Origin of the sequence: Nostoc sp., assembly GCF_036919675.1 — a bacterium.
In the GTDB taxonomy this organism is placed as follows: Bacteria; Cyanobacteriota; Cyanobacteriia; order Cyanobacteriales; family Nostocaceae; genus Nostoc.
On the sequence record NZ_JBALCP010000013.1, the window covers coordinates 1 to 21,260 of the forward strand.

Here is a 21,260-nt window from a genome sequence, read left to right on the forward strand (position 1 = left end):
ATCAGTTGCACTCGACTTAATAAATCCTCAACATTTAAGAAACTGGTTTGCTAATTGCTGTTACTGTACCTCATAACAGCCGGAAGTGCTGTAAGTGCAAAATCATAGTCATTCCAGTTGATATCAGGTGTCCGCCAGGGGATGTTAAGTACAGTGAAACCTCTTTGTTTTAATTCGATAATAAGTAGCTCGTCCTCAGCAAATAGCCCTTTCTCTGCTGGATGGTTTGATTCGATAAACTTAGCACCCATTTTTGGACTCTCTTTATCTTATATTTAATTGTAACCACTTACTTAGTAGAGGCGATCGCACGTCATCACGAAATTGATGATGTTTACAAGCCTGAGTTAGTAGCCCAGTGGATTGCTTATTGCCTCAAAATTGGTGAGGAAATGGCAATCTCTGAGAAGAAGCTAGACTTCACTGATCAAATTTGGCTAGCTGTTAAATGGAGACTACATGAGCAGCCGTGGTTTAAACCCTACAAATATGTCTTGGTGGACGAATGCCAAGATTTAAACCCCTTGCAATTAGAACTACTTTTAATGCTTGCAGGACTTACCGGCCGAATTCTAGCAGTAGGCGACCCACGTCAAGCAATTATGGGCTTCGCGGGGGCAGATAATCAAAGCTACAACAACATTGTTAGGCTGACCAGAGCAACAGAATTACCTTTATCAATTTGCTATCGTTGTCCGCGATCGCACGTTGCTTTGGTTAAGAGTATCTTTCCCTACATCCCAATTGAAGCAGCGCCAGACGCTATTGAGGGAATTATTCATCGAATAGAGAGTAAAGATATTGAAAAATTAGTTAAACACGGCGATATCATCATCGCTCGTAAAACTGCACCACTTGTTAGTTTATGTATTAGGCTGATTAGCCAGGGTATCAAAGCAACAGTCAAGGGTCGAGATGTTGGGGAATTTCTCAAAAAAGAACTTGACCAAATAGCGAAGTTACCAGGATACAGTTTTAGATTTTTCAATGATGCTATTGAGCAATATAGACAAATTAAATTGCAAAAGTATTTAAATCTAGATAATGAGGATGAACTTAAACAAAGATTGACAGATAGATTAGAGGCGATCGCAACTATTTACCAATCTCAACCACAGGCTACAAGTATTGAAAGCCTTAAGTATTATATTGATGAATTGTTCAGCGATGAAAACTCACCTGTCACGTTATCGACTATTCATAAATTCAAGGGAGGTGAAGGAGAAAGGATTTTCATTCAAAAAGCTGGAGATATGCCTATGACCTGGAGAAATCAGCAAGATTGGCAGTTAGAGCAGGAAGAGAATTTGCTTTATGTAGCGCTTACTCGCAGTAAGTCTGAGTTATTTATAGTAGGTGAGCCAGCTTTGTACAAACCACCAGCCGCAGATAAACAAGTCTCTATTAATGCTGCATCGCTTTGGCCTAGTTTAGATGATGATGTGGAATTTTAGGTAACTGTGTTGCGTAGCTTGCTGTCGTAGCGATCGCACACTTCACCGGGAGCAACGCGATTTTCTGAAGTTTGGGAAAAACAAGCGACAATGCTATACCGAACATCCTTGCGATCGCACTCAACACAGCTTTCAGTAAAATGTATAAAATGTTCAAGCACTGCTGGGATTAAGGAAAGAATCGAAAATCGAGTTACAAAAATTGTCCCAACTGCCGGCTAACCATTGACATCGCAGATGTAACATAATTTCTGCATTATGTTGAAGCTAAAATTTACTGTTCCCCTTCATGCGTAAGTTAACAGCTTGACGGATTAAACTTTCAACTGCACCGCTACCCAGGGGTAGCTGATGCGCTGCGACTATTGATAGTTTAATAGTCGCCTGCGGTAAGCTTTGAGAATGTAATTACGCTCTCGTACCAAAATCTTACAACGCTCTCCAGTTGCTGTGAAAATAAATTCATCAATGTTTCTCATTAAATTGAGAGCTTGACCTTTTTTTAAAGTTTTTCGAGCTTTTTTAAACCAAGATTGACGCTCATCATCTGTAGTAAAAGCCGCATCCGCAAAGTCTTGTAAATGAGAAGCAGCGTGATAAAAGTCTAGTAGCTTATAAGTGTCAGGGGGGCATTTTATTTTCTCTAATAAAGGCGGAATATGTTTCCAAATCCATTCAGCACCGTCAGCAACCAACAAGACCTCTTTAGCTTGACTTATTCCCAAATTTACGAGATACATTTCTAGTATCTTGAGAAACTCTTCATAACCTAAATATGTCCCATCATTGGTAATAGGAATTGATGATGCCCTAATTTTTTTACCATGCTCATCCACGGTATAAATTGACTGTGAAAGTAAGACGGATTATTAAGCTAGAAGTTGATGTTCCTGGATTGGGCGATCGCATTAAACAGGCCAGGGAAGCTAGAGGGCGACCAGTAACACAGATGGCCAAAGAAGTTGGAATATCCCGTAACTACTGGTATCAGTTAGAAGCGGAAGCTGTTTTGGGTGGTGTCGCAGAAGAGACTCTTCGGAAAATTGAAGAGGTTTTGGGTGTAGATTTAGGGGTACAGTTTGATGATTGACCCTCAGACTATCAATTCTCTTGCTCTCCCGTCTGTCTTACTAGAGAAGCAATGGCTACGGCAGACTAGGTTTACGCAGTTACCAGTTCCATTCAAAATTTACATTGCAATTGATTCAGAGCAAATAGTATCGAAGTAGAGGAGGTGGAATCATGACTAAGCCATCCTCTAAGCATAAAAAAGCCACCTTTGTTTCAACCAGTGACAGCACACCATCAGATGACCTTGTTCAAGAAGAAAACCCAGCCTCAGCAACAATTACAGTTACTGCTGTTGAAGTCCCTGAGCTAACAGAGGCAGAAGAACGCGATCGCCTCAACCTCGAACGCAAAGTAGAGAGGGCATTTTTTGAGGCTGGCAAGGCTTTAATGGAACTCCGCGATCGCAGGCTTTACCGTTCTACGCATAAAACTTTCGAGGACTATTGCCGCGATCGCTTTGGTTTTAGCCGCAGACAGCCTTACCATTTAATGGAAGCTGCGGTTATTTTTGATAATTTGGTGGAAAAATGTGAACGGAACGTTCACATTTTCCCGACGAATGAGTGGCAAGTTAGACCGTTGACCAAGCTAGACCCTGATAATCAGCCTGAAGCATGGCAACAAGCTTTAGAGTCTGCCAATGGGAAAGTACCATCTCATCGCATCGTAAAAGATGTTGTGCAACGGATAATGGAACGCACCCAAGTACCCAACACCTACCAGTTAGGTGAAGTATGCCAAATTCTTGTTAAAGATAACCCTGATTGGCGAGGAAAAGGCGGGTGCTGGGGCATCGTTAATCAAGTGGGGGAATTCAGTTGTACAGTGGCAATGTGGGATGGAGAGTACACTGTCAGGATTGACCACTTGAAGCCGCTCAACTATTTGCCTGCCGAGTGTAAGCAGATGCAGTTAATCAGCGATCGCATTACACGAGTGTATTCCGATTCACTGGAGGAGACAGTCAAAAGTCTGTTGCATTCGTTGGGGAAGCTGAATCGACCTTATCTTACTGGTGTGGAAGAGAAATTGTTGAATGTTTTGGAGATTGAAAGTAGACTTTAGCTACCAAATTATTATTTCATCAAACTCTTTATAGATAGGAGGAAGGGGTAAGTAATCGTTCTAACAAGGAGAATTGCTGTATAGTTTGAGGTATGCCAGATTATCCTCTCAAGAGTTGCTCTATGATTGCTCTACCTGGTATTGCCATTGAAAACAAAATATATGAAAGTTCTAATTCTCTAGTGTATCGGGGTATTAGAGACGATGGAGTAGCGCTCATCGTAAAAATGCTAAAGCTTGATTATCCCTCACCTGCTGAACTAACCCGCTACAGACAGGAATATAAAATTACTCGCTCTTTGAATTTAGAAGGAGTAGTTAAGGCATACAGCCAGCAGGACTATCAACGGACTCTGGTGATTATCTTAGAAGATTTTGGGGGAGAGTCCCTAGAGCAATGGATGCACAAGCGCCCAGATATATTCTGCCCCATGCCTTTATCCACTTTTCTAGGTCTTGCGATCGCCCTGAGCGATATTCTAGGCAAAATCCATGCAGCTAATATCATTCATAAAGATATTAACCCTGGAAACATAGTCCTCAATCTGGATACTGGCGTTGTAAAAATTATTGACTTTGGGATTGCCACCCAATTTTACCGCACGAATCCGACTTTTAAAAGTCTTCATGTGTTAGAAGGAACCCTCGCCTACCTATCTCCAGAGCAAACAGGACGCATGAATCGTTTGCTCGATTACCGCACGGATTTTTACTCCCTTGGTGTGACGTTCTACGAACTGCTAACCGGACATCTGCCGTTTGAAACAACGGACATCCTTGAGCTAGTCCATTGTCATATTGCTAAACAGCCTGTTAGTCCTCACGAACTAAATGCAGCGATTCCCAGAGCAGTTTCAGATATCGTTTTGAAATTGATGGCGAAAAACGCAGAGGATCGTTATCAGAGTGCTTGGGGTATCAAAGCAGATTTAGAAACAGGTTTATGCCAGTTCGCAGAAACAGGTCAAATTGACGGTATTCAACTGGGTCTTCAAGACGTTTGCGATCAGTTTCAAATTCCCCAAAAATTGTATGGACGCGAAGCCGAGATTGAAGCATTATTAGCAGCGTTTGACAGAGTAGCAGAAACGGGGAATGAACAATTAAGAGTGAAGAATCAAGAAAATTCTCAATTCAAAGTCGAGATGATGTTGGTATCGGGCTACGCTGGGGTCGGCAAATCAGCATTAGTGCAGGAACTCTACAAGCCCATCACTGCAAAACGCGGCTATTTTGTTTCTGGTAAGTTTGATCAATTTAGGCGCAATATTCCCTACAGCGCGATCGCCTATGCTCTACAAAAATTGGTGCAGCAATTGCTCAGTGAACCAAATGACAAAGTGCAACAGTGGCGATCGCAACTGTTAACAGCTTTGGGAAACAACGCACAAATCATCATTGATATCATCCCAGAAGTTGAATTAATTATTGGCAAGCAGTCGCCTGTACCAGAAGTGGGAGCAACTGAAGCTCAAAATCGCTTTCATCGAATTTTTGGGCAGTTTGTGCGGGTGTTTTGTTCAGAGTCACATCCCCTGGTTATCTTCTTAGATGATTTGCAGTGGATAGACTCAGCAACGCTGAAGTTAATTGAGTTGATGCTCCTCGATGAGCAAACCCAATCACTATTTTTTATTGGAGCCTATCGAGATAATGAAGTAAACCCAACGCATCCATTAGCATTGATGCTAGAGAGACTACGAAAAAAAGGGGCAGTGCTTCAGGAGATGATACTGACACCATTAACGCTTGAACCGTTGAGTCAGTTGATTGTCGAGACACTACATCGAAATGCAGATATTGTTCATCCCTTGGCTGAGTTAGTATTGCATAAAACTGAGGGTAATCCCTTTTTTGTCAACGAATTTTTGAGAATGCTGTATAGCGAAAATTTATTGACTTTTGACCCCCGAAGTCAAGAGGGGTGGCAGTGGAATATTGCTCAGATTCAAGCCCAAGATATCACCGATAATGTTGTGGAGTTGATGCTTCACAAGTTAAAGAAACTACCCGAAGTCACACAGCAAATTCTCCGTTTATCCGCTTGTATTGGGGCTGAATTTAATTTAGATACTTTATCGATTGTTTGTGAGAAAACTGCAAAAGGGGTTTTCTTAGAATTAGTGGCAGCTATACAAGATGGATTAATTCAACCTCTCTCTGAATTAGATCAGGATTTGTTAGTTCAAGAATATAAGTTTTTGCACGATCGCGTCCAACAAGCTGCTTATGCTTTAATCGATGAGTCGCAAAAACAAGTTGTTCATTTACAAATTGGTCGCAATTTACTAGAAAAAACTTTGCCAGAGCGACTAATAGATAGGCTGTTTGAAGTTGTCGATCATTTGAATCATGGAATTGAGCTTGTCACAGATCAACCAGAAAGAAATGAAATTGCTCGATTAAATTTAATCGCAGGTCAGAAAGCAAAAGCTGCGATCGCTTATAGTGTAGCAAAAAAATATTTAGCGACAGGACGAGCATGGCTAGCAGTTTCAAGCTGGCAAACAAACTATGATTTTACTTTAGAAATACATTCGCAAACTACAGAAGTTTCATTCCTATGTGGCGATTTTGCAGATGTAGAATCCTGGATGGCGATCGTTTTACAATCAGCTAAAACGGTTCTTGACAGCGTAAAAGTTTACGAAGTCAAAATTCAGACATATATCGCGCAGGAGCAGCTATTGGAAGCGATCAACACTGGATTGCAAGTTTTACTGCAACTGGGGATCAGTTTTCCCAAAACGCACAGCCAGTCCGATATTCAGCTTGAACTAGACACAATTACATCACTTCTTAAGGAAAAGCGGAACGAGGATTTGGTTCATTCGCCGAAAATAGCTGAACCGGGCAAGTTGGCGGCGATGCGAATCTTATCAAGTATCATGATTGCTGCCCATCTTGCTGCCCCGGATATGCTGCCATTGTTTGCATCAAAACAGGTCAGTTTGTCAATCCAATATAGCAATGCGTTGGTGTCTCCCTTTACGTATGCCTTGTATGGATTCATTCTTTGTAGGACGGTGGGAGACATAGAGTCTGGCTATGAGTTTGGGCAGTTAGCCTTAAAGCAATTGTCACGACCTGATACCCAAGCACTCAAAGCCAAAACATTGTTGAGCGTGAATATTTTCATAATTCACTGGAAAAAGCATTTTAGAGAAACATTGCAACCATTACTAGAAGGCTATCAAAGTGGATTGGAAACAGGAGACTCAGAGTTTGCTGCCTACTGTGCTGAAGTTTACTGCTTGCAATGTGTCTTTGTAGGTAAGGAACTCGTGGAGCTTGAACGCGAGATAAGAATGTACAGCCAAGTAATCCGTCAACTTAAACAGCAAGCAGCACTGACTTGGACTCAGATGCATCATCAGGTTGTCTTAAATTTGATGGAACGCTCGGTCAATCCTATCTGTCTAGTTGGCGAAGCCTACAATGAGGAGAATAGACTGCGACAAAATGAAAAAGAAAATAATGGCACCTCAATCTTTTTCGTACATTTCTACCAACTTTTCCTATGCTATTTATTTTATGAGCATTTCCAGGCAGTCGAAAACTCAATCATAGCGGCAGGGTATGTGAGCTACGTAGCATCGTCACCTCCTGTTCCTCTGTACTATTTCTATAGCTCTCTGGCAAAACTCGCAACCTATCTTGAAAGCGACACTCAAGGGCAGTCAGAAATTCTTAAAGAAGTTGCAGTTAACCAGGAGACAATGCAGTTATGGGCACATTATGCGCCCATGAATCATTTGCATAAATACCGCCTAGTCGAGGCAGAGAAAGCACGAGTTTTGGGTCAGTTGCTTGAAGCAGAAGAGTTCTACGAGCAAGCTATTGAAGGATCTAAAGAAAATGAATATGTACAAGAAGAAGCATTAGCCTATGAATTAGCAGCAAAATTCTACCTATCCCGTGGGAGGGAAAAGATTGCCCGAACCTATATGAAAGAAGCTCACTACTGCTATGAACGTTGGGGAGCAACGGCGAAGGTCAAGGATTTAGAAACTCGGTATCCGCAGCTATTTCCTCCATCATCGAACATGGCTCATACGCCAATACCAAAAACTTCTGTCACCACTTCCAATAACTCAGATATCGTTTTCGATTTAGCGGCAGTGATGAAAGCATCCCTTGCTATTTCTAGTGAAATTGAACTAGAGCAGTTGCTTAGTTCTTTAATGAAGATATTAATCGAGAATGCTGGCGCACAAACCGGATTTTTACTTTTGGAAAACTCAGGACAATGGCTAATTGAAGCTTCTGGTGAACTAAATGATGTGGCTGGTAAGAATATTTATTCTACACAAGTACTGCAATCTATCTCAACGGCAAATTACCTGCCTGAATCGATTATTAATTATGTAATTCGGACTCATGAACCTGTGATCTTAAATGATGCAACTCGTGAGGGTAATTTTATTAATGAGCTATACATTCAACATAACCGAACTCAATCACTTCTGTGTTTACCACTGCTGAATCAAGGCAAGCTCGTGGGGGTATTGTATCTAGAAAATCGATTAGCGGCTAGGGCATTTACACCAGAGCGATCGCAAGTTTTACATCTGTTATCTACCCAAGCAGCGATCGCCATTGAAAATGCCAGACTCTACTCCAAACTACGGGAGAGCGAAAGTCAGATGGCTCAATTCCTGGAAGCAGTTCCCATAGGAATTGGAGTCGTGGATACACTGGGTCGCCCTTGCTACGCCAATCAACAGGCAATTCAACTATTAGGCAAAGGGATTATTCCTGGTACGACACCAGAGCAACTTGCAGAAATTTATCAACTTTATCTAGCAGGAACAGAGCAACCATATCCCATTGAGAACTTGCCAGTGATGCGGGCGTTGAAAGGCGATCGCACGAGAATTGACGATTTAGAAATTCGCCAAAACAATGCAACCATTCCCGTGGAAGGGTGGGGAACTCCAGTATTTGATGAACAGGGCAATGTGATTTATGCAATCTCAGCTTTTCAAGACATCACCGAACGCAAACAAGCAGAGCAATTGCTAGCAAATTATAATCGTACCTTAGAACAACAGGTAGCAGAACGAACAGCAGCTTTACAGAAAAGCGAAGCAGAACTGCGCGAACGAGAACAGGAATTAAGATTGATTACCAACGCTCTCCCCGCTTGTATTTGTTATATAGATAGAGATCGGCGCTATCGATTTGCTAACCAAACTTATGAGGAATGGTTTAGGCGTAGTCGAGATGAAATTGTGGGTAAGCAGGTTCGTGAAGTCATGAGCGAGGCAAGTTATCAAATTATTGAACCGTACATGAATCGAGCGCTAGCAGGGGAGATGATAACCTATGAGGCAGAAGTCTCTTTTCCGTTGGGCAAAAAGTATATTGTTGTCACCTCCATCCCCGATTTCGATCTCAATGCTCAGGTGAGAGGATATTATGGTCTGATTACAGATATTAGCGAACAGCGAAACGCTGCAATGCTTGAACGCAAACGCGCCGAAGAAGCATCAATTTTAGAAGAACGCAACCGTATGGCGCGAGAGATACATGATACACTAGCGCAAGCTTTTACTAGTATCATCGTTCACTTAGATGCCGCCTCACAGAGAATCACGCTCGATCCAGATGCTGCCCAGTCACACCTAAAAACGGGGCGTATCTTGGCACGTTCAGGGCTGGCAGATGCCCGTCGCTCAGTACAAGCACTCCGACCGCAAATATTAGAAGAAGAAGGCGATTTGCATAGCGCACTCAATCGCCTCGCGGCTCAGATGTTTTCTCATACCTCAGTGCAGGTTGGCTGCGAAGTGATTGGTGAACTATATACTTTGCCGAAAGAGGTGGAAATGAATCTGCTTCGCATCGGACAAGAAGCGTTAACCAATGCTTTTAAGTATGCAAATGCCAGCGAAATCCGCCTTGAGTTGCGCTATGAGCCATCGCAGTTCATCTTGCAAATAAAAGACAATGGGCAAGGTTTTGAAAGCAGTAGTTTGTCGGTCGGTCGGGGCTTTGGGTTACTGGGAATCACCGAACGCGCTGAACGGATTAGGGCAGGATTGACGATTTACAGCCAGCTTGGACAAGGGACAGAAATCGTAGTGAGGTTACAAATGCTATGACGCACCCGCACGTCTCATTCTCTACACCAGGCTCCTATATTATCCGCGTCTTGATTAGCGACGATCATCCGTTTATGCGAGAAGGTCTAGCAGCCGTAATTGACTATAAACCTGATATGACCGTTGTTGGGCTTGCCTGCAACGGGCGCGAAGCAGTAGAATTGTTCCGCCAACATCAACCCGATGTAACGCTGATGGATTTGCGGATGCCTGAGCTAAGTGGGGTTGAAGCGATCGCTACCATTTGCGCTGAGTTTGCCGACGCTCGGATCGTTGTCCTGACAACCTACGACGGGGATGAAGACATCTATCGGGGACTGCGATCGGGTGCAAAGGGCTATGTCTTAAAGGATGCAGAACCGGATGAACTACTGACAGCGATTCGGGTAGTTCACAACGGTCAAAAGTACATCCCCCCTGCTGTGGGCGCAAAATTGGCAGAGCGGATAGGTAGCCCAGAACTGAGCGAGCGGGAATTGGAGGTGCTACGTTTGATGGCAAGGGGCAAGAGTAACTTAGAGATAAGCACTGCTTTGTCAATTGCTGAGGGAACAGTCAAATTCCATGTCAAAAATATTCTGAGTAAGTTGGGAGTGGGCGATCGTACTCAAGCAATGATTATTGCTCTCAAGCGTGGCATTATTACACTTTAAAATATTTAGCCCTAAAGTTATCACCTGCTCTTGAGGATAGGTTGTTTCTAGTCCTAAGAGTTAGGCGATCGCCATTGTTAGGGGTAGTGCAAAGACTCCTCGCAGAGGATGCGACAAATGGGGATAAATTCACATATTTTGAGAATAAAGAAACAACATTCAATTTATTACTCTTATTTTAAGCGTTTTCATCGCAACGATACTATCTATAGACCGCATGAAAAAACGATGAGCCAGACAAGCGATGGTGACGGGCTGCTCATACCAATTTCAGAACACGATAACATTCAAGGAACAATAAATGCACAAATCGTTTTAATTGAATACGGTGACTATCAATGTCTTTCCTGTGGTGAGGTTCATAAAATGATTCAAGAGATTCAGCAACAGATCCAATTATGCTTTGTATTCCGTCATTTCCCGCGCATACACATTCATTTTCAAGCACAAAAGGCAGCAGAAGCGGCAGAAGCCGCCGCCGTGCAAAATAAGTTTTGGCAAATGCACAATCTCTTATTTGAGAATCAATATGCTCTTAACAATGGACATCTTCTAGAGTATGCCAATGAGATACAGCTTGATATCAATCGATTCCTTCAGGACATGACAGGTCATGTTCATGCCGAGCGGGTTTCTCAGAACATTCAAGGCGGTATACAAAGCGGTGTCAGTAATACGCCAGCTTTATTTATTAACGGAGTTCGCTATAGGGACGCTTGGGATACAGAGAGATTACTCGCAGCGATTCTCGACTAGAGGCTACGCCAACACGTAGCTTATACCAATTCTGTATCCTTTAGCACGGCTGAACTTAAACGTGCTACTGCTCAGGTTTATTGGTGAAATGCCGATCGCTATTTCAAGGAGAGAAACTCATATTCTCACAACTAGCGATTCTCAAATATTTTACAGGTTTCAACAGGAGTTCACAAATGAAGATTTTTGTTGCAGGCGCAACGGGAGCGATCGGTCGTCCCTTAATCGCACAACTGTTAGCGCAAGGACATGAAGTAGTTGCGTTGACACGTTCTCTAGAAAAAGCACAAACTTTAGCTGAACAAGGGGTGGAATTGGCGCTCGCAGATGTATTTGATGCAGATGCGGTCAAAGCGGCTCTAGTTCGCGCTCAACCGGAAGTGGTAATCGAACAACTCACCGCACTACCCAAAACCTACAGTGGTGAGTCAATGAGTGCAGCAGCAGCACTAAACACTCGTATTCGTAGAGAAGGGGGTGCTAATGTACTGACAGCAGCGCAAGCAGCAGGCGTGCGTCGTTATCTGAGACAGTCGATCGCATTCTGGGCGATTCCTGGTGCAGGCTTGGGAGACGAAGAAACGCCACTAGCTTTTGATGCCTCACCTGCGGTAGCAGCAGATGCTCAGATAGTCACTGAGATCGAGCGTCACTTACTTGAAACGCCCAACCTAGAAGGAATTGCTCTGCGTTATAGCTTCCTTTACGGGCCCGGTACCTGGTTTGCCCCCGATGGCGATGTTGCCCAACAAGTGCTACACCAACAGTTCCCAATCGTTGGGAGTGGGGAGGGTGTATGGTCGTGGGTTCATATTGAAGATGCAGCGATCGCTACAGTTGCAGCAGCAGAGCGAGGCAATCCTGGCATTTACCTGATTACAGACGATCAACCCTTAGCGGTGCGCCAGTGGCTTTCTGCTTATGCCCAATGGCTCAATGCTCCACCACCAATGCAAGTATCGGTTGAGGATGCTCTGCGAATTAGTGGTGCGGATGCTGTTTATTATGGTACTCAGATGCGAGGCGCATCAAATGCTAAGGCAAAACGCGAATTAAATTTTCAGCCTCGACCCTTGGAATGGATGGTTAACAGCACCGTGGCTCATGCCAGTTAAAAATTTAGAGGAGAAGAGAGATGAAAATTGCTCAATATGGAACAGCGATCGTCGTCATCCATGCGATCGTACATGGACTGCATGGTTTAGCACATGTGGAAATCCCAGTTCCCCTCTCAATACTTCAGAGTTTATTTGTGGGTATTGTGATTTATGCGATTCCCATCATTGCAGTCGTTTTACTTTGGACACAGTTTTACCGCATTGGTAGCTGGCTCTTGCTCTTTTCAATGGCAGCATCAATCCTTTTTGGAATCTACAATCATTTGATCGTGATTAGTTCGGATCATGTGTCTCAAGTTTCCTTTGCAGGTTGGGGATTGCTATTCCAAATCACAGCCATTCTGACATTAATTGTGGATGGATTCGGCTCTTGGATTGGCATCTGGGCATTGAAAACGATTCAGGAACCAGAAAAGGTTATATAAATTGTTTCGATCGTTTTAACCCCAGTTGAGCATTGACATTTATTTCTCATAGAGGTTGATAAAATATGTTTGATCTTGACCAAACTATTAAAGACCGACACTCAACACGCAAATTCTTATCTCAACCAGTGCCACGGGCTTTGCTCGATGAAGCCCTCACTCTAGCGCAGCTCGCGCCGTCGAATTCAAACATCCAGCCGTGGCAATTGGTGTTTGCCCAAGGCGATCGCCGCGATCGCTTGCAAGAAGCTTTGCTAAACCAAGCCAAGCAGCAGCTTAATGTCTCTCCACTGCCTTCCGCCTTCCAGCATTACCGCCAGGAACTGGGAGCGCAAGTCTACGGGGCGATGGGGATTACTCGTGACGATAAAGCGAACAGACAGTCGGCCGTTCTGCGTAATTACGAATTTTTTGGCGCACCAATGGTTGCTATTGTCTGTATGCACCAAGATTTGGGCGTTGCCGATGCTTTAAGTGTGGGGATGTATTTACAAACCCTGGTGTTAAGCTTAACAGCTCGTAGCATTGGCACTTGCGTAGAGGTTTCGCTGGCGGATTATCCCGAAATCATCCGCAACGAGTTGAACATTCCACCGGAATTATTAATCATTTGTGGTTTAGCCGTTGGCTATTCCGATCCTGATTTTCCTGCTAATCATCTGCATATAAGCCGTGAGTCCATTGAGAAAAACGTCTCGTTTCAGGGCGATTGACAAAAGGCTGGATTTTTTCTACTAGACGCTAAACACAAGTCCAAAAGAGTATCTGCGTTCCTACTGCCGTTAATGGTTTAAAAATTCTTTGATTTGTTTGATTCAGGAGATTTTATGTTTAGCAAGATTCTAGCTGCAATAGATCGTTCCCCAAATGGTAATGCTGTTTTTGATGAAGCGCTTACTCTAGCAAAAGCAACCAAAGGAAGCCTGATGCTGTTGCATATCTTATCTAGTGAAGAAAAAGATAGCCCTCAAACACCTACACTGCTTACTCTTGAATACCACCCATTGAATGGAGAACTTCTAGAGGATTATTGGAAGCAGTGGCAAACTTACGAAGAAGAGGGTTTCAAGTTATTGCGATCGTATACAGAGTCAGCAACTAATGCAGGGGTGAGTACTGAATTCACCCAAAATTCTGGCAATCCCAGCCGGAATATCTGTGAACTTGCTCAAACTTGGGGCGCTGATTTAATTGTAATAGGTCGTCGAGGACATTCTGGTTTGAATGAGTTGATTTTAGGCAGTGTGAGTAATTATGTGTTTCACCATGCTCCTTGTTCCGTGCATGTTGTTTATGCTCCAGTTCCTCTTAAATCTAAAGTACCCGTAGTCAATAAAGCTCAAGTAGTTCATTAAGAATGAACTGTGAATATCTTTGTTGCTAGTAATGCAAAAGTTAGATTCATAAACTTCAAGCTTTTGCCTTAGTTGTTGCCGTGGAATCGAAATTGTTCTCAAGTAAACATTAATTTAGGAAATTTTGACATGGATAATGTAATAGCCCCGACCAATTCACCTGTTGTAAGACCACCCGAAGTTACATTGGTTCCTAATAACTCACTATTGACTGAGACACCAGAAGAAGGACAACAATTGGCAGTCAAAATGTCACGGTTAATTATTAAATTGACTCAGCCGGATGAAGAAAAACGCAATCAACTGCGAGATGTTTATGGCAATGATGCCATGATGCTGATTGCAGTTGGACAGACGGTTGCAACAGAGTTCGCTACGATCGCAGCTGCTAATAACTACTGGCGTAAGTAATATCTCGAAAGCTTTCTTTATTGAGATTTCACGGGCGATAGACAAGCGGTTGTGGTTTCTAGAAGCGCATCTGCAAACCTCATTTCAGAACAAAGATCATTCAGACCGAAGCGAGGAGTGATTGATGAAGAATAACTTATTTACACGTCGAAGATTATTGAATGTAGGAATTTTCATAGGTTTAGGTTTTACTACTACCCCACTGATTGCACTTGCAAAACCTCAGAAGCATTCACATAAAACGAAGGAGACTAAAATGGCTGCTAATAATATCGTGCTGGTGCATGGAGCGTTTGCTGACAGTTCAAGTTGGAGCAAGGTGATCCCACTACTGCAAGACAAAGGCTTTCGCGTTACGGCAGTGCAGATTCCGCTCACCTCCCTTGCAAACGACGTTGCTGTAGTAGAGCAGGTTCTTGCAGTTCAGACAGATCCGACAATTCTCGTCGGTCATTCTTATGGAGGTGCAGTGATTACAGTTGCTGGAACCAATGCACCAAATGTTATTGGATTGGTGTACATTGCAGCTTATGCACCCGATACTGGAGAAAGCCTCGATGACTTAAATGGGCGTTTCTCCACCCCATCTGGTTCTTCTCATGTCCGTCCTGTTTATAATAATCAGTTCCTTCAAGTTGATCCTGATATTTTTCAAGAGGCATTTGCTCAGGATGTTGACGCTGTTCAAGCACGTGTGATGGCAGCTGTACAGAAGCCGATCGCAATCAAGAATTTTGACGAGAAAGTGACCAAACCAGCCTGGAAGTCCAAGCCCTCGTGGTATCAAGTATCTGATAATGATCGCATGATTTCACCAGAACTAGAGCGTTTTATGGCGAAGCGTATCGGGGCAACGGTCATTTCATTACCATCAAGCCATGCCTCAATGGTTTCACATTCTGCGGAAGTAGCAAATCTGATTATTGAAGCAGCAAAGGTAGAAGCCTCAAGTAAAGTTCATTAACCTTAATTATTTATACGATGGTTAAGCGATCGCTAACCCTTATGGGTATTGGGTTGACGCATTAAACCAAACCTACATCTATCGGATCTCGGAATCGGTAAATCAGGAAAGTGTTCTGATTTTAGAGGAATTCACCATGAAAGTTTTGATTCAAGCGATCGTCAGTTTTTTTGTATTTATTGTCGATTTCGTCTACGGAAATCGTTCTTACCCTCGGTTTTATGTCTTGGAAACGATCGCTCGCGTTCCTTATTTCTCTTATCTCTCGGTGCTGCATCTTTACGAGACGCTGGGTTACTGGCGCAAAGCTGACTTGTTGAAAGTTCATTTCGCCGAAACCTGGAACGAATTACATCATCTGTTAATTATGGAATCAATGGGTGGCGATCGCTACTGGATTGATCGCTTCGTCGCTCAACATATTGCAGTGGCGTACTACTGGGTGGTTGTCCTAATCTATATGCTGTTTCCCAAGTATGCCTACTACCTAATGGAACTGATTGAAAATCATGCCTACCATACCTATGACGACTACTTGAAAGCCCATGAAGCAGAACTGAAAGCTCAAAGAGCGCCCAAAGTCGCAATTAACTACTACCGCGATGGCGATCTTTATATGTTTGAAGAAACCCAGTTTACATCAGATCATAAATTTCGCCGCCCGAAAGTGGATAATCTCTACGATGTATTCGTGAATATTCGGGATGACGAATGCGAACACGTCAAAACAATGGAAGCACTCCAGCTACCAGAAGCGCGACAAACTTTCAAAAGTCCTCATACGGTTTTTGAATTGGTGGCGACTAGCGTCGATCAACAGGATTGATTCTATAAAGTTCTTATTTGATTTTTGAACAACTAAACCACAGGGAGAACTATGAAAACACTACTGAAAAGATCCACGCTATTTCTTGCTATAACGACCTGTGTTTGGACTAATTACTCTTTAAGAGCTTCTGCTGATTCTGCTGCTGGCTTAATCCTCAGTATGAAATGTCAGGGTGGATACAATATCAATGTTTGGAAAAGGTATTCTTCGGGTGAACTTCTCTACCGTTCTACAAGTTCGCATGGTGCTTTGAGTTTAAACAAAGGAACTAGCAAAGCGACAGAAGGCGTTCGAGTGTATAAGTTTCAAAGTGGTAATTATAAATACTGAGTATGGGACGGTACATTAGATAGCCAGCAGTCTAGAACTTTAGAGGTCTATCAAGACATATCATCTCCTAATGCGGCAGGATTGTACAAAACGTTGATGGGGAAGTAAGCGCTACTTCCTTGGGTGACTCAAACCCATATTCCCCCCTTCATTCCACAGCAGTTCTTGATTGGGTCTTTTCCGTCTGCTCCCTGCCCCCTGCCTCTTCATTGAAACCCCGATCAAGCTAGCTCTGACTTTTTCTGTTTTAACTATGAGCTAGCTCAAAGAAATTATTGAGAAAAATTGTCAGAGTAAAGGTAGTTCAAGGCTATGAGGATAGCAATATGACTCTAACAAAAGTAAACACAACTGCATCCCTTGTGGAAACTCTTGCTAACCTCTACCTAAAAGGCAAGCCAGCCGAAATTTCTGACGAAACCATCACCCAACTCTGTGACTGGTTGATGGGTGAGTTCCACCAATTGCCCTTAAATCTGCAATTTTCAGATTATATGCGTTACAACAACGCCCAAGAAATGTTTGCAGATATTGAGCTTCAGCAGCTTTGAGTATCCGCCGATAGTTATGATTCTAGCGTGTATCCCAATCCGATCTATGGGTTTATTTTTCAGGGAATGCACGATTATGACCATTACTTGACGAATAGCAACTTCAGCCTGGAAGGGGAAATCGCGGCTTACAATTTCACAGCCAAACGTGCACCTTCTTTAGACATCCAAAAAATTCTCTATTCCGAAATTGTGCTGCGATCTGCTGCCTATCTTTATCTAGGATATGCAGCTACTCCTAAGATTGTTTTTCCATGAGTAATGACAGAGGTAAATAATCATGCACGACTGTCCTTATTGCTCTTACCCATTACTACGGCACATTCAGTACCATAAAATTCGCTGGTTTTGTCCCCACTGTTAGACAACGATACCTGTCTTTTCTGAAATAAAATCCACCATCACAGCACTATAGGAGACTCATCGTGATGACCCAAAAATCGTTTACAACTCAGCTTCAAGAGCAAGTTAATTATACCAAACCTGGAGCCAGCCGAAAGTCTTTGGTTCAAGATGAGCAAGTGCAATTCTCACTAGTTTGTCTAACGGCGAACACTGAAATACCAGAACATGTAGCTTCACGGAATATCTCGGTGACTGTAATCGAAGGGCGTGGAGTGCTGACCCTAGAGGGACGTGAGATTACTTTACAACCGGGAGTTTTCGTTTATATACCCGCAAACATCCCTCATGTACTTCGTGCATTAGAAAATCTCGCTTTTCTGCACACATAAAGTTGAAAGAATCATTGTCTTTAATAAAAGTTTTAGTTGCAGTTATTGAAGTAGTTTAATTACAAGCAAGGATATCATGGCTCAATACGATTATGTGGTAATTGGTGCTGGTTCAGCAGGCTGTGTTGTTGCCAATCGTTTGACAGAAAATAGCGAAACAACCGTGTTGTTGCTCGAAGCAGGGAATCCAGTAAATAAACCTGAGATTCAAGTTCCTGTAGCCTGGCCAAGCTTGCTAGGAACTGAAGTTGATTGGGCTTACTGGACTGAACCAGAACCACACCTGAATGGGCGGAAAATCTTATGTTCGCGTGGCAAAGTCGTCGGCGGCTCCCGTTCAATCAATGCCATGATTTACATTCGAGGCAATCGCCACAATTTCGACCATTGGCAAAAGCTCGGCAATCCAGGCTGGAGCTATGAGGAAGTATTGCCCTACTTCAAAAAATCAGAAAACCAGCAGCGAGGCACATCCGAATTTCACGGTGTTGATGGAGCTTTGAGCGTTACCGATCCGATCGCCCCTACTGTCATCTCAGAGCGATTTATCGAAGCCGCAGCGCAAATAGGCTACGATCGCAATCCCGATTTCAATGGCACACAACAAGAAGGTGTGGGACTGTATCAATTAACTATTAAAGATGGGAAGCGACACAGCGCAGCCGCCGCATTTCTAGTACCAATTCTTGATCGTCCTAATTTAACGGTTCAAACTGGTGCATTAGTGACTCGAATTTTGTTTAAGGGAACTTCCACAATTGGGGTAGAGTATCTGCACCAAGGAAGGCTGCAACAAGTTTATGTTAATCAGGAAGTGATTTTGTGGGCGGGTGTATTCGATTCTCCCAAACTGCTGATGCTCTCTGGAATTGGGAATGCAGAGCATCTGCTCCCGCTCAACATTCCTGTGGTTGCTGATTTACCTGGTGTAGGTGAGAACTTGCACGATCACCCATTGGTTGCTGTTGGTTACAAGTCTACCCAAACGCTACCTGCGATCGCATCAACCAGTAATCTAGTAGAAGCTGGATTATTCCTGCATAGTGGCAAAAGCAAGGAGCTTGCACCTGACTTACAGTTTCTCTTCAGCCCGGTTCTATGGGGTAGTTCGGACTCCGCCCCTGATGTTTCAGGTTCCACATTGATTTGTTGTCTGATCAATCCTCAAAGTCGTGGCACTGTGACGTTGCAATCAGCAAACCCTACTGACTCACCTACCATTCGAGTGAACTACCTCCAACAGGAAGCTGATTTACAAGTGCTGGTAGAAGGTATTAAAGTCGCCCGTCAGATCGCTCATTCTGGTGACTTTGGTGAAGTATTGGGAGAGGAAGTGGCTCCTGGTTCAGACATAATCAGTGATGAGACGTTAGCGCAGCCCAGCGCAGGTATTGCTGCTTACATTCGACAAACAGCTACTACTTATTGGCATCCTGTGGGGACATGTAAAATGGGCAACGATTCACTAGCGGTGGTTGATGCTCAACTTCGAGTTCACGGAATTGAAGGATTGCGCGTTGTCGATGCCTCCGTAATGCCAACCATTTTATCTGGAAATACGAATGCAGCTAGCATCATGATTGGTGAAAAGGCCGCCGACTTAATTAAAGCCTAAAGGGCAAGAAATTCAAATTCCCTTAGACTGCACAACTTTCTAACGATGTGGATATTATATTGCTGATAAAGCAAGGATACACAGGATAAGCATCTGTTACGTAGAAATAAGAGTACCAACACTTGATCATTATTCACTAGGAGTAAAAATGAAATCTAAGTTTTTGAATTCAATAATTATTCTGGGGAGTACCATTATTAGCAGGGTTAGCGCGTCTCAAACCCTATTGACAAGAGGACTTGCCTGATTGGCAAAGTTGGGTTGAAAGTGGCACTATCCGAGCTAGGGTAAGATTTAATCCATCTAGGTGCAAGGTTGAATGGCACTAAGAAAAGCTCTAAGGTATGCAGAATAGGGGTTACAGCTTTTAATGTCAGAGAGCGCAGTAATTAATGGCAAAACTATTAAAGTGAAACAAATGCGCTTCACTGCCCTAAGAGCGCGATTACTATCTTCCCAAAGCCTCAGCCAATCGCCTTTATAGGGAGAGAGCTTTGACTTGTCGCCGAAAACCAGTATCATCTGAAATTTGATGCGAAGAATTATTATTGGGGTTATGGGTCGGGGAGAAAATGCGAGAGCAAATGATTTACGAAATGCTTATATACTAGGTCAAGAAATTGCCAAACAAGGATGGATTTTACTCACTGGTGGTAGAAATGTAGGGGTAATGGACGCAGTAAGTAAAGGTGCAAAATCTGCTGATGGTTTAACTATTGGTATTCTTCCGGGTGAGAATCAGGATGGTATTTCCTCTTGGATAGATATTGCTATTTTCACAGACATGGGTAATTCTAGAAACAATATTAATGTTCTGACCAGTAATCTGGTAATTGCTTGCGGTATGGGTGCAGGAACTGCTTCAGAAATTGCTCTAGCTTTGAAAGCAAATAAGCAAGTAATTTTGTTGAATAATGATGAAGAAAGCAAACTTTTCTTTAAAAAACTGTCGCCAGAAAATGTTTATATTGTGGAGAATGTGAATCAGGCGATCGCTACTGCCAAAACAATTTTATACTAATTGAGAATTAGTGAATCAGTAAAGTCTTCTCAAATTGGGAGGCTCTCGAACAAGATGGGTTTGAATCCCCTCCTCATATGTTGCATTAGCTTCCCGAAATTTAAATTATATTCAGGATCAGACTGCTCAAAGAGAGTGTATGTATAAAAAAGAGAACTACATTCCCAGATGATTAACCAAATTACCGCTTTAGAATCCTGTTGGCATATTTCTCCTGAGTGGGGTTAGACCATACCTCCAGTAGCAGTAAGAATGTTAGAAAGAGTTTTGTTGCCAATCTCAGACCTTTCAGGCTACTGCTGTGGTGTTTTGTGGGAAAAACAGGAATGGATTTATGCAATTGTTTGCCAGAATGAAACTTTCTACTTAGCTGAACAAGAATTTCATAGAACAAATCTACTAGAAAAGTCCACTGTTTCTACCCCAGCTTTTAAATTGGGGGACATAGCTGAGGTTAATTTCGGTGAACAGCCGACACGCCGTGTTATTCAAGGAATTTTTAGCCTCAAAAATAATTGGCTTTATGGGGTAGAGTGGCGCTCTCCAATTTTAGAAGAAGTGTCTGCCCAAAGCAGAACAATATGGCTTGCTGATGTTGATTTAGTCAATGTTAGTGTATGACGATTATCAGTTGCGACAAAAGAGCAGCACCAAGTTAACTAACAATTATGCCAAAACTATTGCATCCTTGTGCCAATACATCCTCGTTATATAGCAACCGCCAGCGTGGTTAGGACGCTAAGTGCAAGACATACTCCATCGCATCACGTAGACAATCAAACTGGTCAAGTTGCTTGCGAA

General features: G+C 43.0%; 20 protein-coding genes and 2 pseudogenes. 19 read left to right on the plus strand and 3 right to left on the minus strand.

The genetic code is table 11. The features are described from left to right. Positions 1–50 precede the first annotated feature (50 nt). On the minus strand, positions 51–251 hold the full coding sequence (locus V7K49_RS00915) for a hypothetical protein (RefSeq protein WP_335204145.1): 201 nt from the start codon (positions 249–251) through the stop codon (positions 51–53). Between the two features lie 111 nt (positions 252–362). Here V7K49_RS00915 and V7K49_RS00920 point away from each other — a divergent pair, with 111 nt between their 5' ends. Beyond that, positions 363–1,454: a UvrD-helicase domain-containing protein gene (locus tag V7K49_RS00920; protein WP_335204165.1), complete on the plus strand. Its 1,092-nt coding sequence runs from the start codon at positions 363–365 to the stop codon at positions 1,452–1,454. On the opposite strand, the gene V7K49_RS00925 is transcribed toward V7K49_RS00920, so the two are convergent. Continuing rightward, positions 1,451–1,615 (minus strand): hypothetical protein, encoded by a 165-nt coding sequence (locus V7K49_RS00925; RefSeq protein ID WP_335204146.1) that lies wholly within the window; start codon positions 1,613–1,615, stop codon positions 1,451–1,453. The genes V7K49_RS00920 and V7K49_RS00925 overlap by 4 nt on opposite strands. Then, positions 1,608–2,302 (minus strand): annotated as a pseudogene (locus tag V7K49_RS00930) (ISLre2 family transposase); the annotation flags it as partial. The gene V7K49_RS00925 and the pseudogene V7K49_RS00930, both read right to left, overlap by 8 nt. A gap of 2 nt (positions 2,303–2,304) precedes the next feature. Here V7K49_RS00930 and V7K49_RS00935 point away from each other — a divergent pair. From V7K49_RS00935 to V7K49_RS01020, 18 genes and pseudogenes are all read left to right on the plus strand, one after another. Further along, positions 2,305–2,544 carry a helix-turn-helix domain-containing protein gene (locus V7K49_RS00935; protein ID WP_109013342.1) on the plus strand — a complete coding sequence of 80 codons (240 nt, stop codon included), beginning with the start codon at positions 2,305–2,307 and terminating at the stop codon, positions 2,542–2,544. 152 nt (positions 2,545–2,696) lie between these two features. Beyond that, positions 2,697–3,590, plus strand: a complete 894-nt coding sequence (locus tag V7K49_RS00940) for a hypothetical protein (RefSeq protein ID WP_335204147.1) — start codon at positions 2,697–2,699, stop codon at positions 3,588–3,590. Between the two features lie 122 nt (positions 3,591–3,712). Next, complete coding sequence (locus V7K49_RS00945) at positions 3,713–9,697, plus strand: AAA family ATPase (RefSeq protein WP_335204148.1); 5,985 nt, start codon at positions 3,713–3,715, stop codon at positions 9,695–9,697. Further along, positions 9,694–10,350, plus strand: coding sequence for a response regulator transcription factor (locus V7K49_RS00950; protein ID WP_335204149.1), 657 nt, complete (start codon positions 9,694–9,696; stop codon positions 10,348–10,350). Before V7K49_RS00945 ends, V7K49_RS00950 begins: the two co-directional genes overlap by 4 nt. Before the next feature lie 228 nt (positions 10,351–10,578). Continuing rightward, positions 10,579–11,106, plus strand: a complete 528-nt coding sequence (locus tag V7K49_RS00955) for a DsbA family protein (RefSeq protein ID WP_335204150.1) — start codon at positions 10,579–10,581, stop codon at positions 11,104–11,106. A gap of 176 nt (positions 11,107–11,282) precedes the next feature. Further along, the gene (locus V7K49_RS00960; protein WP_335204152.1) at positions 11,283–12,221 is read left to right on the plus strand and encodes an NAD-dependent epimerase/dehydratase family protein; all 939 of its coding nucleotides are present in this window, start codon (positions 11,283–11,285) and stop codon (positions 12,219–12,221) included. Positions 12,222–12,241: 20 nt separating this feature from the next. Further along, positions 12,242–12,649, plus strand: coding sequence for a hypothetical protein (locus V7K49_RS00965; RefSeq protein ID WP_292854300.1), 408 nt, complete (start codon positions 12,242–12,244; stop codon positions 12,647–12,649). A gap of 65 nt (positions 12,650–12,714) precedes the next feature. Then, entirely contained in the window at positions 12,715–13,362 is a 648-nt protein-coding gene (locus tag V7K49_RS00970) for a nitroreductase (RefSeq protein WP_335204154.1), read from the plus strand. Positions 13,363–13,476: 114 nt separating this feature from the next. Beyond that, complete coding sequence (locus tag V7K49_RS00975) at positions 13,477–14,004, plus strand: universal stress protein (RefSeq protein ID WP_335204155.1); 528 nt, start codon at positions 13,477–13,479, stop codon at positions 14,002–14,004. A 129-nt stretch (positions 14,005–14,133) separates the two neighbouring features. Then, positions 14,134–14,415, plus strand: a complete 282-nt coding sequence (locus V7K49_RS00980) for a hexameric tyrosine-coordinated heme protein (protein ID WP_335204156.1) — start codon at positions 14,134–14,136, stop codon at positions 14,413–14,415. A gap of 124 nt (positions 14,416–14,539) precedes the next feature. After that, positions 14,540–15,379 carry an alpha/beta fold hydrolase gene (locus V7K49_RS00985; protein WP_335204157.1) on the plus strand — a complete coding sequence of 280 codons (840 nt, stop codon included), beginning with the start codon at positions 14,540–14,542 and terminating at the stop codon, positions 15,377–15,379. Between the two features lie 136 nt (positions 15,380–15,515). Further along, complete coding sequence (locus tag V7K49_RS00990; RefSeq protein ID WP_335204158.1) at positions 15,516–16,205, plus strand: alternative oxidase; 690 nt, start codon at positions 15,516–15,518, stop codon at positions 16,203–16,205. A 659-nt stretch (positions 16,206–16,864) separates the two neighbouring features. Continuing rightward, positions 16,865–17,089 (plus strand): hypothetical protein, encoded by a 225-nt coding sequence (locus V7K49_RS00995; protein WP_335204159.1) that lies wholly within the window; start codon positions 16,865–16,867, stop codon positions 17,087–17,089. A gap of 27 nt (positions 17,090–17,116) precedes the next feature. After that, complete coding sequence (locus V7K49_RS01000) at positions 17,117–17,347, plus strand: hypothetical protein (protein WP_335204161.1); 231 nt, start codon at positions 17,117–17,119, stop codon at positions 17,345–17,347. A 170-nt stretch (positions 17,348–17,517) separates the two neighbouring features. Continuing rightward, positions 17,518–17,823, plus strand: a complete 306-nt coding sequence (locus V7K49_RS01005; protein WP_335204162.1) for a cupin domain-containing protein — start codon at positions 17,518–17,520, stop codon at positions 17,821–17,823. 76 nt (positions 17,824–17,899) lie between these two features. Beyond that, entirely contained in the window at positions 17,900–19,438 is a 1,539-nt protein-coding gene (locus tag V7K49_RS01010; protein WP_335204163.1) for a GMC family oxidoreductase, read from the plus strand. 532 nt (positions 19,439–19,970) lie between these two features. Then, entirely contained in the window at positions 19,971–20,459 is a 489-nt protein-coding gene (locus tag V7K49_RS01015) for a TIGR00725 family protein (RefSeq protein WP_335204164.1), read from the plus strand. Positions 20,460–20,627: 168 nt separating this feature from the next. Next, positions 20,628–21,080: pseudogene (locus V7K49_RS01020) on the plus strand (DUF1392 family protein). The last annotated feature ends 180 nt before the right edge of the window (positions 21,081–21,260 follow it).